This window comes from Streptomyces sp. RKAG293 (genome assembly GCF_023701745.1).
Classification (GTDB): domain Bacteria; phylum Actinomycetota; class Actinomycetes; order Streptomycetales; family Streptomycetaceae; genus Actinacidiphila.
The window spans coordinates 6,607,957-6,620,718 of record NZ_JAJOZB010000001.1 but is presented as its reverse complement, the minus strand read 5'-3'; the positions used below and the strand labels follow the sequence as shown (position 1 = coordinate 6,620,718).

At 72.9% G+C, this 12,762-nt stretch carries 11 protein-coding genes and 1 riboswitch; of the genes, 3 read left to right on the top strand and 8 right to left on the bottom strand.

Translation table 11 applies throughout. The features are described 5' to 3' along the window. The first annotated feature begins 388 nt into the window (after nt 1-388). Entirely contained in the window at nt 389-1,453 is a 1,065-nt protein-coding gene (gene sepH / locus LNW72_RS29395) for a septation protein SepH (RefSeq protein ID WP_250978109.1), read from the top strand. A gap of 102 nt (nt 1,454-1,555) precedes the next feature. On the opposite strand, the gene LNW72_RS29390 is transcribed toward sepH, so the two are convergent. Beyond that, complete coding sequence (locus LNW72_RS29390; RefSeq protein WP_250978108.1) at nt 1,556-2,383, bottom strand: sulfurtransferase; 828 nt, start codon at nt 2,381-2,383, stop codon at nt 1,556-1,558. Nucleotides 2,384-2,597: 214 nt separating this feature from the next. On the opposite strand from LNW72_RS29390, the gene LNW72_RS29385 reads away from it, so the two are divergent. After that, complete coding sequence (locus tag LNW72_RS29385; RefSeq protein ID WP_250978107.1) at nt 2,598-3,371, top strand: VOC family protein; 774 nt, start codon at nt 2,598-2,600, stop codon at nt 3,369-3,371. Here LNW72_RS29385 and LNW72_RS29380 read toward each other — a convergent pair. Genes LNW72_RS29380 through LNW72_RS29365 form a run of 4 tightly spaced genes read right to left on the bottom strand, consistent with a single transcriptional unit; the run spans nt 3,352 to nt 8,667 of the window. Further along, the gene (locus tag LNW72_RS29380; RefSeq protein WP_138357497.1) at nt 3,352-4,035 is read right to left on the bottom strand and encodes a thymidine kinase; all 684 of its coding nucleotides are present in this window, start codon (nt 4,033-4,035) and stop codon (nt 3,352-3,354) included. The two genes, LNW72_RS29385 and LNW72_RS29380, sit on opposite strands and share 20 nt — an antisense overlap. A 55-nt stretch (nt 4,036-4,090) precedes the next feature. Next, nucleotides 4,091-5,290 carry an alkaline phosphatase family protein gene (locus tag LNW72_RS29375; protein ID WP_250978106.1) on the bottom strand — a complete coding sequence of 400 codons (1,200 nt, stop codon included), beginning with the start codon at nt 5,288-5,290 and terminating at the stop codon, nt 4,091-4,093. Next, nucleotides 5,290-5,874 carry a DUF5998 family protein gene (locus LNW72_RS29370; protein ID WP_138357495.1) on the bottom strand — a complete coding sequence of 195 codons (585 nt, stop codon included), beginning with the start codon at nt 5,872-5,874 and terminating at the stop codon, nt 5,290-5,292. Before LNW72_RS29370 ends, LNW72_RS29375 begins: the two co-directional genes overlap by 1 nt. A 27-nt stretch (nt 5,875-5,901) precedes the next feature. Continuing rightward, on the bottom strand, nt 5,902-8,667 hold the full coding sequence (locus LNW72_RS29365; protein ID WP_250978105.1) for a bifunctional GNAT family N-acetyltransferase/acetate--CoA ligase family protein: 2,766 nt from the start codon (nt 8,665-8,667) through the stop codon (nt 5,902-5,904). Between the two features lie 228 nt (nt 8,668-8,895). Between LNW72_RS29365 and LNW72_RS29360 the strand changes: the two genes are divergently transcribed. Further along, a complete protein-coding gene (locus LNW72_RS29360; protein WP_138357493.1) occupies nt 8,896-9,177 on the top strand; it encodes an HPr family phosphocarrier protein in 282 nt (93 codons plus the stop codon). 122 nt (nt 9,178-9,299) lie between these two features. Here the strand turns inward: LNW72_RS29360 and LNW72_RS29355 are convergent, their stop codons facing one another. From LNW72_RS29355 to LNW72_RS29345, 3 genes are all read right to left on the bottom strand, one after another. Beyond that, complete coding sequence (locus LNW72_RS29355; protein WP_250978104.1) at nt 9,300-10,001, bottom strand: GntR family transcriptional regulator; 702 nt, start codon at nt 9,999-10,001, stop codon at nt 9,300-9,302. A gap of 150 nt (nt 10,002-10,151) precedes the next feature. Then, nucleotides 10,152-10,994 carry a M23 family metallopeptidase gene (locus LNW72_RS29350; RefSeq protein WP_250978103.1) on the bottom strand — a complete coding sequence of 281 codons (843 nt, stop codon included), beginning with the start codon at nt 10,992-10,994 and terminating at the stop codon, nt 10,152-10,154. Between the two features lie 14 nt (nt 10,995-11,008). Then, nucleotides 11,009-11,166, bottom strand: a riboswitch (cyclic di-AMP (ydaO/yuaA leader). A gap of 211 nt (nt 11,167-11,377) precedes the next feature. Beyond that, nucleotides 11,378-12,748, bottom strand: a complete 1,371-nt coding sequence (locus LNW72_RS29345) for a pitrilysin family protein (protein WP_285370810.1) — start codon at nt 12,746-12,748, stop codon at nt 11,378-11,380. Between the last annotated feature and the right edge of the window lie 14 nt (nt 12,749-12,762).

Sequence of the window (12,762 nt, the reverse complement as noted above, 5' to 3'; positions counted from 1 at the left end):
GAGACATATGGGCGAAGGCAGTAGTTCCACTTGCGGACATTCTGTGAGCCTCGCCACTCAACTCCCTTGTCGCGGGAGAACTTCGGCGGCGCCGCAACCCACCCCAGTGGCCCGAATGGAGTACTGTGGCGAATCCTGGCTCCGGCTTCCCGTCCGGTTGCCCGGACCAACGGGAGGGGAGCCCGGAGGCGGTGCTCATCCCGGGGTGCCGCGTTTGGTCACTCTGAGTGGCCAACTGGTCACCGTCCCATAACGGCGAGTCACGGCACCTGCCCGACACGCCGGGTAACCCTGCAAGGTTGTGGCGTGCCGCACCTGGGCAGGCCACACTCGTCCAACGGGAGCAGCGACGCACGTGACGTCGGCAGGCACCACCCGGGAGGTTCCCATGCCCGAACTGCGTGTCGTGGCCGTCAGCAACGACGGCACACGACTGGTGCTCAAGGCTGCAGACAGCACGGAATACTCGCTCCCCATCGACGAGCGACTCCGGGCAGCGGTACGCAATGACCGTGCCCGCCTCGGTCAGATCGAGGTCGAGAGCCACCTGCGGCCACGGGACATCCAGGCACGGATACGAGCCGGAGCCTCGGCGGAAGAGGTGGCCCAGACCGCCGGTATCGCGGTGGAACGGGTGCGCCGCTTCGAGGGTCCGGTGCTCGCCGAGCGCGCCTTCATGGCCGAGCGGGCCAGGAAGACCCCGGTGCGGCGGCACGGCGAGAGCGCCGGACCGCAGCTCGGGGAAGCGGTCGCGGAGCGGCTGCTGCTGCGGGGCGCCGAGAAGGAGACCGTTCTCTGGGACTCCTGGCGGCGTGACGACGGCACCTGGGAAGTCCTGCTGGTCTACCGGGTGGCCGGTGAACCGCACTCCGCGAGCTGGACGTACGACCCGCCCCGGCGGCTCGTCCAGGCCGTGGACGACGAGGCACGGGCGCTGATCGGCGAGACCACCCAGCAGGAGACTCCGGAGACCCAGGACTCCAAGGAGCCGCCGAGCTTCCCCTTCGTGCCGCGGATCGCCCGGCTGCCCAGGGACCGCCCGCTGGACCGGGCGCTCGACCGGCAGCTGGAACGCCCCAACCGGCCGCAGGAGCGCAGTGCCGAACGTGCCGAGGAGGACCGGGACTCGCTGACCAGCCTGCTGGAGGCGGTGCCGAGCTTCCGCGGCGACATGGTCGTACCGTCACCGCCGTCCGCGCCGCCGGAGACCGCTCCGGCGGAGCAGCCGGAGGAGCCGGCGGCCGAGGAGGCCGCTCCGCCCGCGGCGAGCGCGGGTGCGGGCTCCGCGTACGCGGACGTCCTCATGCCGCGGGCCGTCGCGGGTCACCGTGACCGGCTGGTCGGCACCACGGACCGGCAGGCCGAGGCGGACGGTGTCCGGCCGGGGCGCCGGGCGACGGTGCCCAGCTGGGACGAGATCGTCTTCGGCAGCCGCCGCAAGAAGCAGGAGTAACCGCAGACAGCGACGGTAAGGGGCGGCGCACCGGGTGCGCCGCCCCTTACCCGTCCGCCCCACCCCTGTCCGGGGCCCCGGTCCTGAGCCGCGGTCCGGGGGTCAGCCCGGCTGCGCGCCGGTGGCGACCGGACGGTCCGCGTCGGCCGTCCATTCGCTCCACGAACCCACGTACAGCGCGGCGGGGATGCCCGCGACCGCCAGCGCCAGCACCTCCTGCGCCGCCGAGACGCCCGAGCCGCAGTAGACGCCGACCTCGGCGGAGTCCTTGGCGCCCAGCTCCGCGAACCGGGCCGCCAGCACCTCGGCCGGCAGGAAGCGGCCGTCCGCCGCCAGGTTCTCCGTGGTCGGAGCGCTCACCGCGCCCGGAATGTGGCCGGCGACCGGGTCGATCGGCTCGACCTCGCCCCGGTACCGCTCGCCCGCCCGGGCGTCGAGCAGCAGTCCGCGCCGGGCCAGCGCCGCCGCGTCGTCGGCGGTCAGCAGCGGCGTCGATCCGACGGCGGGGGTGAAGTCACCGTGGACGGGATCCGCCGTTCCGGTCTCCAGCGGCTGCCCGGCGGCGGTCCACGCGGCCAGTCCGCCGTCCAGCACCCGGACCCGGGTGTGGCCCGTCCAGCGCAGCATCCACCAGGCGCGAGCGGCGCCCCAGCCCTGCGCGGCATCGTAGACGACGACGTCACGGTCGGCGCTGACGCCCGCCGCGCGCATCGCGGCGCCGAAGACCTCCGGGTCGGGCAGCGGGTGCCGGCCGCCCGCGCCGGGTTCGCCGGCCAGCTCGGATTCGAGGTCGACGTAGACCGCTCCGGGGATGTGGCCCGCCTCGTACTCCGGACGGCCGGGAGGAGCACCGAGCCGGTAGCGGACGTCGAGTACGGTGGTCCGGCTCAGCTCGCTCGCGAGTTCGGCTGCAGCGATAATGGGTTCCATACGTCCATTGTGGGCCTCACACGTTGGACGTTCGACTGATCGCCGTCGCGCGGCCACCGTCTCGAAACGGAAGTCAAATACCAAAACGGGCACTATTCAGCACTTAGGGGTTGGATGCGGCGCGGCCGGGGCGCGCCGCGGGCCCGGTGGTGGAACCATCGACTTCGGCACCTCCCCCGAATGCCCCCCGCGCCGGCCCCGAGGAGAGAATTCAATGACCGAGGTACCGAGCCGGCGTCCCCCCGGCACGCCCTGCTGGGTCAGCTTGATGGCACACAATCTGGATGCGGCCCAGGAGTTCTACGGTGCCCTGTTCGGATGGGAGTTCCACGAGGGACCGCAGCACCTCGGCCCCTATGTCCGGGCCGAGCTGGGGGGGCGGCAGATCGCCGGGATCGGAGACGGCCCGAAGGACCGGCATCTGCCGGTCTCCTGGACCACGCTGCTGGCCTGCGACGACGCGGACGTCACCGCGGAGCTGATCCGGGAGTGCGGCGGCACGGTGGGCGTCGGCCCGCTGGACGCCGATCACGAGGGGCGGATGGCGGTGGCCGTCGACCCGTCGGGCGCGGTCTTCGGGATCTGGCAGGCACAGCGCCACCCCGGCGCCGACGTCATCGGCGAGCCGGGCACGCTGGCCTGGAACGAGCTGGTGACGCGCGAGTCGTCGACCGTCGCGAAGTTCTACACCGATGTCTTCGGGTATGAGACGGAGCCCGAGGCGGCGGCGGACTTCGACTACCTCACCCTGCGGCTGAAGGGCCGTCCGGTGGCCGGGATCCACGGCGTCGGCCAGTCGCTGCCCCGTGACCGGGGTGCCCACTGGATGACGTACTTCGCCGTGGCGGACACCGACGCGGCGGCCCGCCGGGTGGTCGAGCTGGGCGGCCGGGTGCTGCAGCCGGCCCGGGACTCGGGCTACGGGCGGCTGGCGACGGTGGCCGACCCCGAGGGCGCCGTCTTCACCGTCATCGACGCGGCCCGCTGACCCCGTTCCGGTCGACGGCCTGGTCCACCGGCAGCACGTCCGGGGACAGCGTCGCGGCCTGAGCGCTCGCCGCCGTCATCCGCCGGGTGTGGTGACGGCGGCACAGCACCTCGTAACCCACTTCGCTGGCCGGGCGGTTGACGTCGCCGACGACGACCTGCGCGCCTTCGACGACCATCTGTCCGTCTATGGTGCGGGCGTTGTGGGTGGCGCGGGCCCCGCACCAGCACAGCGCCTCGACCTGCAGGACCTCGATGCGGTCGGCCATCTCGACGAGCCGCTGCGACCCGGGGAAGAGCTTGGTCCTGAAGTCGGTGGTGATGCCGAAGGCGAAGACGTCCAGGCCCAGGTCGTCGACGATCCGGGCGAGCTGGTCGATCTGGGCGGGCGCGAAGAACTGCGCCTCGTCGACCAGGACGTAGTCGGCACGGCCGCCGCCCGACAGGTGGGAGACCACATAGCCGTAGAAGTCGACGTCGTCGGCGGCCTCGATCGCCTTGGTGGACAGGCCCAGCCGGGAGGAGAGCACACCCTCGCCCGCCCGGTCGTCGCGGGTGAAGATCATGCCCTGCAGCCCCCGCGTCGAGCGGTTGTGCTCGATCTGAAGAGCGAGGGTGCTCTTTCCGCAGTCCATCGTTCCGGAGAAGAACACGAGCTCGGGCATGAGGAGGGCGACGGCCTTTCAGGAGACAGGACGGAGGAGGGGGCTGCGCTGCGGGTCAGGAACGTACTTCGAGCAGCGGCACCTGCTGCTCGACGGGGGTCATCGAGCCGTGCAGGCCCACCATCTGGGACTCCCCCGCCTCGGTGCGGCTCGCGATGACCGCGATGTCGTCGCGGGCCACGGCGATCACATCGCCGATCCGGCCGAGCACCCGTTCGTCGACGGGGTCGCCGGGGCGGCCGAACCAGCCCGCCGCGACGGCCTCTTCGCGGGTGGCGACCCACATCTGTTCGCCGAGCACCTCGCTCCACACCGTGTACACGTCGGCGGCGGCACCCGGCACGGCGTACACATGGCGGGCGCGGGCCTCGCCGCCGAGGACGGCGACGCCGGCGCTGAGCTCCCAGTCCTCGTCGAAGTCGATCCTTGACTCGTCGTCGAACGGGATGTCGATCATGCCGTGGTCGGCGGTGATGTACAGCGCGGAGCGCGGCGGGAGTTGCTCGGCCAGCCGCTGGGCGAGCCGGTCGACCATCATCAACTGGCCGCGCCAGGCGTCGGAGTCGACGCCGTGCCGGTGGCCCATGGAGTCCAGCTCGCTGTAGTACGTGTAGACGAGCGTCCGGTCGGCGGCGCCGAGCCGGTCGGCCGCCAGGTCCATCCGCTCGTCGCCGGTGAGCCGGCCGTGGAAGGTGCCGCCGCTGAGCGCGATCTTCGTCAGCGGGGTGTGCTGGAAGTTCGGCGAGGACACCTGGCAGGTCGCGACCCCGGCGGCGTCGGCGAGCTGGAAGACGGTGGGGTACGGCTGCCACAAGTGCGGATCGGTCCAGGGCTGCCAGCGCAGCTGGTTCATCAGCCGGCCGGAGGACGGGTCCAGCACGGTGTAGCCGGCGAGCCCGTGGCGGGCCGGCGCCAGGCCGGTGCCGACCGAGGCGAGCGAGGTCGCGGTGGTGGACGGGAAGCCCGCGGTGAGCGGCTGCCCGGTGCCGCCGTTCGAGGTGTGCATCAGGGAGGCGAGAAAGGGCGCCTCCTCGGGGTGCGCGCGCAGCAGCTCCCAGCCCATGCCGTCGACCAGGAAGACGCAGACGCGGTCGGCGGGGGCCAGTTCGAGGCCGGTGGCGGGCATCCCGGGGACGGCGAGCCCGGCGGCGGCCGCGGGGAAGAGGTCGCAGAGCGAAGCGGTGCCGTAGAGCGGTGCCGGTGCGGTACGCGGATCCAGTGGCGCGGGGTCGTAGGCGGGTACGGCGTGCACCATCAGCGGTCGGCCGCCGTCGCCTCGGAGAGCGCCTGCGCGAAGGCCAGGGCCTGGCGTACCGCGTCGGGCCCGTCGCCGGCCTCGCTGACGCGGAGTGACAGGTCATCGGCGGTCGAGGAGCCGGTGTAGCCGTGGTCGGCGTCGCAGTTGGGGTCGCCGCAGGCGGCGGGCTCCAGGTCCAGCCGGCTGACGGCGCCCCAGCCGATGGTCAGTACGACCTCGCGCGGCAGCGTGCCCGGTACGTACGCCTCGGGGTTGGCCACCACGCGGCTGACCACCACGGACGAGATCCGGCCGATCTTCACGGACTCGGTGGAGGTGGTCGCGTACGGGGTCGGGGACGTGTCGTCGGCGGCCTGCTCGTCGGTGTGGCTCACGATGAAGCGGTGGTCGGTGATGACCAGCACCGTCACATGCCGGCGCACCTCGTTCGCGTCGAACGTCGTCTCCTGATGGACCAGGTACGACGCCACCGGTTCGCCGCCCACCGCGGCCTCGACGGCCTCGGCCACCAGGGCCGGGTAGTAGCCGCTGCGCTCGATGGCCGTGCGCAGGCCCTGGGTCGTCATACCGGTCTTCGCCATGGGGTCCATCTTAAGGGCGGGTACCGCTCAGAAGGACGACAGTGCGCGTGGTCCGAGATCGGTTCTGGCGGGCGGCCGGTCGAGGCGGACGGACGCTCCCAGCACCGTGAGGCCGCGGGCCGCGACGACCACCGGCTCCAGGTCGACGGCGACCACTTCCGGGAGGTCGTCGACCAGCAGCGAGACCCGCAGCAGCAGTTCCTCCAGGGCCGCGGTGTCCACCGGTTCGCTGCCGCGCCAGCCGAAGAGCAGCGGGGCGGCCTTGATGGAGCGCACCAGTTCCGCGGCGTCCCGGTCGGTGGCCGGCACCAGTCGGTGCGAGGTGTCCCCCAGCAGCTCCGAGGGGGCTCCGGCCAGGCCGAACGAGAGCACGGCGCCGACCGCCGGGTCGACCGTGGCGCGGACGACGGTGTCCACCCCGCGCGGTGCCATCGCCTGCACCACCAGCAGCAGCTCCTCCGGCTTGCCGAGCCGCGCGGTCAGCTCCTCGTAGGCCCGCCGCAGATCGCCCTCGTCCGCGAGGTCGAGCCGGACCCCGCCGAGGTCGGCCCGGTGCCGCAGGTGCGGCGCCGTCGTCTTGAGCGCCACCGGGTAGCCGAGCCGCCCGGCGGCGGCCAGCGCGGCGCCGATCCCGGGCGCGGGCAGCGCGGACCGCACGGTGATCCCGTAACGCCCCAGAAGCGTGGCGGCGGCCGTGTCGTCGAGGACGACGCCGTGCTCGCCCTCCGTCTCCCCCGCGTCCAGCAGCCGCGCCACGTCGGCCGCCGCCGCGCTCTCCTCGATGTCCGTGAACTGCGGCACCCGGCCGGGTGTCTCGGCCTCGTGCCGCCACCGCGCGTACTCCACTGCCTCCGCCAGCGCCCGCACCACGCGGTCGGCGGCGGGATACGCGGGAATCCGCGCCTGCTCCGCCGGCTGCCCGGAGGGGTCCTCCGGGAGCGGGGCGCCCAGCCGGTCGGCCATGGTCTCCAGGGCGAGATGGGCGACGAGGACGGGCTTGCCGGAGCCGGCCGCGGCCGCGCGCAGCGCCCGCGCGAGGGCGGGGTCGTCGCCGGACTCGGGGTCGGGGGCGTCCTCGCAGCCGACCCGGGGGATGGCGGTGACGACGACGGCGTCGCTGGCGTCGTCGGCCAGCGCCGCGGTGAGCGCGGTCCGGAAGTCGTCGGGCCCGGCCGACGTGGTGAGGTCGATCGGCGCGATCGGCCGCAGCCCGGCGGTCAGGGCCGCGTCGTAGGTGAGCAGCCCGAGGGAGTCGGAGTTGCCGAGGATCGCGACCCGGCCGCCGCGCGGGATGGGCTGGAAGGAGAGCAGCAGGCCCACGTCCAGGAGTTCGGTGACCGTGTCGACGCGGATCACCCCGGCCTGCCGGAAGAGCGCGGACACCGTGCTGTCCGGGATCCGCGTCGGGGACACGGCGTGCCCGGCCGGGGTGGTGCCGGAGTGCAGGGCGCCCTTGACGACCACGACCGGCTTGCTCGCGGCGGTCCGCTTGGCGAGCCGGGTGAACTTGCGCGGGTTGCCGAAGGATTCGAGGTACATCAGGACCGCGTCGGTGTCCGGGTCGTCCTGCCAGAACTGCAGCAGGTCGTTGCCGGAGACGTCGGCCCGGTTGCCCGCCGACACGAACGAGGAGAGGCCGGCGCCGCGCCGGTGCAGTCCGGACAGCAGTGCGATGCCGATCGCGCCGGACTGGGTGAACAGCCCGAGCCGTCCGGTGGCCGGGACCTCGGGCGAGAGCGAGGCGTTGAGGCGTACGCCCGCCGCGGTGTTGACGATGCCGAAGGCGTTGGGGCCGATGACCCGCATGCCGTAGGAGCGGGCCTGGCGTACCAGTTCGCGCTGCCGCTCCCGGCCCTCGGGGCCGGATTCCGCGTATCCGGCGGTGACCACGACCAGCCCCTGGACGCCGTGTTCGCCGCAGGCCGCGACGGCGGCGGGCACGTTCTCGGCGGGCACCGCGATGATCGCCAGGTCGACCGGTTCCGGGATCCCGGCGACGTCGCGGTGCGCGCGGACGCCGTCGAGGGTGCTCTCGCCTTCGGGGAACGAGCGGTTGACGGCGTGCACCCGGCCGGTGAAGCCGCCCGCGACCAGGTTGCGCAGCAGGGTGCGGCCGACGCCGCCGGGCCGCCGGCTCGCGCCGATCACCGCCACCGACCGGGGGGTGAGCAGCCGCTGCACCGAACGGGCTTCGGCGCGGTGCTCGCGGGCCCGCATCACCTGGACCGACGCCTCGGTGGGCTCCAGGTCGAGTTCGAGGTGGACGACACCGTCGGTGAAACTGCGCTGCTGGGTGTAGCCGGCGTCGGTGAAGACCTTGACCATCTTGCGGTTGGCGGGCAGCACTTCGGCGATGAAGCGCAGGATGCCGCGCTCGCGGGCGACCGCCCCGATGTGCTCCAGCAGCGCGGAGGCCACGCCGCGGCCCTGGTGGGAGTCCTGGACGAGGAACGCCACCTCGGCCCGGTAGGCGTCCCCGCTGGCCGGCCGGCCCTCCGCGTCGATGCGGTCGTAGCGGACGGTGGCGATGAACTCGTCGCCGATGGTGGCGGCCAGGCCCACCCGGTCGTCGTAGTCGTGGTGGGTGAAGCGGTGCACGTCGCGGTCGGAGAGCCGGGGGTACGGCGCGAAGAAGCGGTAGTACTTCGACTCGTCGGAGACCTGCTCGTAGAAGTCCACCAGCCGCTGGGCGTCGCCCGGCCCGATGGGCCGGATGTGCGCGATGCCGCCGTCGCGCAGGACGACGTCCGCTTCCCAGTGCACCGGATACGGGCGGGGGGCCGGAGTCGTCATGGGGCCAGGGTATGCGGACCGGTGTCCGGGCGCGCCCCGCTGACCGGGCCGGTGTCCGGGCTGGTGTCCAGGCGGCCGACCGGGCCGGTGCCCGGGCGGCTGACCGGGTGCGCCCGGCTAGCGTGGGGTCGTCGCAGCGGGCAGGCTGAACCGCGTCGAGGTGCCTGAGCAGTCTTCCGCCCGTGCGAGACTGGTCTAGACAACAGGAACGACCTGAAGGGCTACACCATGGTTGAGCGCCGTGTCACCGTCGGCTGGGCCGAGGGCCTGCACGCCCGCCCCGCTTCACTCTTCGTCCGCGCGGTGACCGCCGCCGGCGTCCCGGTGACGATCGCGAAGGCGGACGGCAACGCCGTCAACGCCGCCTCGATGCTGGCCGTGCTCGGCCTGGGCGCGCAGGGCGGCGAGCCGATCGTGCTCGCGTCGGAGGCCGATGGCGCCGACGCCGCGCTCGACCGGCTGGCCAAGCTGGTCTCCGAGGGTCTCGAGGAACTCCCCGAAGCCGTCTGAGCCCATGGGCGCAGGCCCGTGCAGGAATTCGGCGGGGCCGCGTTGTCCGAATGGATAACGCGGCCCCGCCTTTCTTTATTCAGGGCCACGGTATTTCTGCCCACTTGTATACGGCGCCATTGTTAATTCCGCCGCCGCGCGGCGTATACAGGGTGTTTCGGAGTCCTCACCGAGACCGCGCGCTCCACATGCCCGGCCGAGATCCTGCGGGCCCGTTCCGCGTCGCCGCGGGCCACGGCGTCGACTATCGCGCCGTGCTCCTCCCAGGACTCCACCGCCCGGCCGGGGTCCCCCTCCCCGTACACCCAGGCGATCTTGTGCCGCAGCTGGGTGAGCAGCGCGGCCAGCGTGGGGCTGCCGGAGGCCTGGGCGAGCGTCTCGTGGAACCAGCCGTTCAGGGACGGCAGATCCGACAGCTGGCCCTGCTGGGAACGTTCCTGACCCAGCCGCACCAGCCCGCGCAACACCTTGAGGTGGGCGTCGGTGCGCCGCTGCGCGGCCCTGGCGGCCCCCAGCGGCTCCAGCAGGCCGCGGATCTCCAGCAGGTCGGCTGCCTCCTGCTCCGTCGGCTCGGCGACGGAGGCGCCCGCGTGCCGGCGGGTACGGACGAACCCCTCCGACTCCAGGGTCCGCAGCGCCTCGCGCACCGGGACCCGGGAGACCCCGTAACGCCTCGCCAGCAGCTCCTCGGTCAGCCGGCTGCCCGGCGGATAGAAACCGCCGACGATGTCGTCACGGATCGCGGTGCACACGACCTGTGCGGAGATACGACGCCCCGCGCCGTCCGTCCCGTTCACATCCGATTCCGCATCGCCGGTCTCCATTCTTTTCCCCGTATTCTTCGGCGACTCTATTCCAGCACAACCAGGATTCCGACCGCAGTCCAGAATTCATGGATTATTTTTGGACAGCACGAAGGCCCCGGCGGGGAGCCGGGGCCTTCGAGGGGGACGGGGGTGCTGGTCTCCGGTGGATCAGATGGAGACGCCGTGCGAGCGGAGGTACGCCACGGGGTCGATGTCCGAACCGTAGTCGGCCGTGGTGCGGGCCTCGAAGTGCACGTGCGGTCCGGTGACGTTGCCGGTCGCGCCGGACAGGCCGATCTGCTGGCCGGTGGTCACGGTCTCGCCGACCGACACGCTGAGCGAGGACATGTGGGCGCACAGCGTGTAGATGCCGTCGCTGTGCCGGATCACGACGTTGTTGCCGTACGCCGAGTCGAAGCCCGCGGTGACGACGGTGCCGGCGCCCACGGCGTGGACCGGGGTGCCGGTGGACGCGGTGAAGTCGACGCCGGTGTGGTAGCCGGAGGCCCACATGGAGCCGGGGACCTTGTAGCCGGTGCCGATGCCGCTGTCGACGGGCAGCACGAAGGAGTTGAGCTTCTTGCGCTCCTCCTCGGCACGGGCGGCGCGGGCCTCGGCGGCACGCTCGGCCTTGATCATCGCCTCGGCCGCGGCCTTCTTCTTGGCGGCTGCGGCGGCCTGGGCCACGCGCCTGGCCTCATCGGCCTTGCGCTTGGCCTCGGCGGCCACACGCTTGGTCTCGTCGGCCGCCTTGTGCTGGGCGGCGGCCTGGGCGGCGAGGGAGTTGGTGAGGCTGTCCGAGGCGTCGAGGGCGCGAGCGAACGACGTGTCCTCGATGGTGTTGGGAACGACGGCGCGTTCCGGGGTGGAGAGCGCGGTGGCCGCGGTGGCGCCGAAGGTGCCGGCCGCGGTCAGAACGGCGACGCCGGCCAGGGTGGTCCCGGTGCGGAGTGCGGCACGACGGGGACGGCGGTGCTTCCCGCTGGGCGCGGGCAGAACAGTGAACGCCATGGGTGCGGCGAGATCCTTTCCTTCCTTCTCGCCTACCGGGTTAGCTGACGGGTTCGGAGCAGGAAGGTCTCCTACGGGCTGCCTCGTGGTGAGGGCGGCCCGATTCACCCCAGGGACGTGGGTCCCCGGCTCCCCAGGCTCGCGCCAGACGGGGACTCGGCGATCACTGCCCGGTTGCCGCTGGACGCGGCGGATGGTGACGGACAGCAGAGCAGGACGCTAATCGGACCGTGTCGGTTACGGCAAACAGATCAGGTGATTTGTTGCGTTCGCCACAAGGGAGGTTTGCGGGCCGATAAAGATCGAAAAAGCCCGGAACCCCGGCGCCCCAAGGGGTGCGCCAGGGTTCCGCCGCCCATCGGCCGGCGCGCGGCCGAATCCGGTCAGCCGGCCGCGATGACCTTCACGGGGCCGAGTCCCAGCTCTGTGACGGGCCCCTCGATCGCCGAGGCGTCGCCCACGAGGACGACGACCATGCGGTCCAGCGGGAAGGCGCTGACCACCGCGGCGGTCGCCTCCACGGTGCCGGTCCGCGCCAGCCGCGCGTACATCTGGGCCTGGAAGTCGTCCGGCAGGAACTGCTCGACCTGGTCGGCGAGCGTGCCGGCGACGGCCGCGGCCGTCTCGTAGCGCAGCGGAGCCACTCCGACGAGGTTCTGCACGGCGACATCGCGCTCGTCGTCGGTCAGCCCCTCGGCCGCCAGGGTGCGGACGACCTGCCAGGCGTCGGCGAGCGCGGGTCCGGTGACCTCGGTGGCCACCGAGCCGCTGATGGCGAGCAGCGAGGCGCCCGTCCCCTCCGGGGTGGACAGCAGCACCTGGCCGAAGGCCCGCACGCCGTACGTGTAGCCCTTCTCCTCGCGCAGCACCCGGTCCAGCCGGGACGTCAGGGTGCCGCCCAGGCAGTACGTGCCGAGCACCTGGGCCGCCCAGACCGGGTCGTGCCGGTCGGAGCCGGTACGGCCGATCAGCAGCTGGGTCTGTACCGCGCCCGGCCGGTCCACGATCACCACGCGCGCGGTGTCGTCGGCGGTGATCTGCGGCAGCGGGCGGGGCTCCGCGGTCGAGCCGGTCCACTCGCCGAGCGTCTCGTCCAGCAGCGCGACCAGGTCGATGCCGGTCAGGTCACCGACGACGACGGCCGTGGTGGTGGCGGGGCGCACATGCGCGTCGTAGAACGCCCGGACGGCCGCGGCGTCGATCCTCGCCACCGTCTGCTCGGTGCCCTGGCGCGGGCGGGAGCAGCGCAGATCGGCGGGGAACAGCTCCGCGGAGAGCGCCATGGAGGCGCGGCGGGCCGGGTTGGCCAGCTCGTGCGGGATCTCGTCGAGCCGGTTGTTGACCAGCCGCTCGACCTCGCCGTCGGGGAACGCGGGGGCGCGCAGGGCGTCCGCGAGCAGCCCGAGGGCCTTGTCCAGCCGGGAGGCCGGGACCTCCAGCGAGACCCGGACGCCCGGGTGGTCGGCGTGCGCGTCGAGCGTGGCGCCGCAGCGCTCCAGCTCGGCGGCGAACTCCTCCGCGGTGAGCTTGTCGGTGCCCTCGGAGAACGCGCGGGCCATGATCGTGGCCACCCCGTCCAGGCCCTCGGGTTCGGCGTCCAGCGGCGCCGAGAGCAGCACCTCCACCGCCACGACCTGCTGGCCGGGGCGGTGGCTGGTGAGCACGGTCAGCCCGTTGCCGAGCGTCGACCGGTCGGGGGCCGGGAAGGCCCACGGCTTGGGGGCGCCCGGCTGCGGCTGGGGGTGGAACGTCATGGTCGCGGCGACGT

Excerpts from the sequence above, each read along its gene's own strand:
- LNW72_RS29355 (WP_250978104.1), bottom strand. The coding sequence starts at position 10,001 with ATGGAGACCGGCGATGCGGAATCGGATGTGAACGGGACGGACGGCGCG.
- LNW72_RS29365 (WP_250978105.1), bottom strand. The coding sequence starts at position 8,667 with ATGACGACTCCGGCCCCCCGCCCGTATCCGGTGCACTGGGAAGCGGAC.
- LNW72_RS29390 (WP_250978108.1), bottom strand. The coding sequence starts at position 2,383 with ATGGAACCCATTATCGCTGCAGCCGAACTCGCGAGCGAGCTGAGCCGG.
- LNW72_RS29385 (WP_250978107.1), top strand. The coding sequence starts at position 2,598 with ATGACCGAGGTACCGAGCCGGCGTCCCCCCGGCACGCCCTGCTGGGTC.
- LNW72_RS29350 (WP_250978103.1), bottom strand. The coding sequence starts at position 10,994 with ATGGCGTTCACTGTTCTGCCCGCGCCCAGCGGGAAGCACCGCCGTCCC.
- LNW72_RS29360 (WP_138357493.1), top strand. The coding sequence starts at position 8,896 with ATGGTTGAGCGCCGTGTCACCGTCGGCTGGGCCGAGGGCCTGCACGCC.
- LNW72_RS29370 (WP_138357495.1), bottom strand. The coding sequence starts at position 5,874 with ATGGCGAAGACCGGTATGACGACCCAGGGCCTGCGCACGGCCATCGAG.
- LNW72_RS29380 (WP_138357497.1), bottom strand. The coding sequence starts at position 4,035 with ATGCCCGAGCTCGTGTTCTTCTCCGGAACGATGGACTGCGGAAAGAGC.
- sepH (WP_250978109.1), top strand. The coding sequence starts at position 389 with ATGCCCGAACTGCGTGTCGTGGCCGTCAGCAACGACGGCACACGACTG.
- LNW72_RS29375 (WP_250978106.1), bottom strand. The coding sequence starts at position 5,290 with ATGGTGCACGCCGTACCCGCCTACGACCCCGCGCCACTGGATCCGCGT.
- LNW72_RS29345 (WP_285370810.1), bottom strand. The coding sequence starts at position 12,748 with ATGACGTTCCACCCCCAGCCGCAGCCGGGCGCCCCCAAGCCGTGGGCC.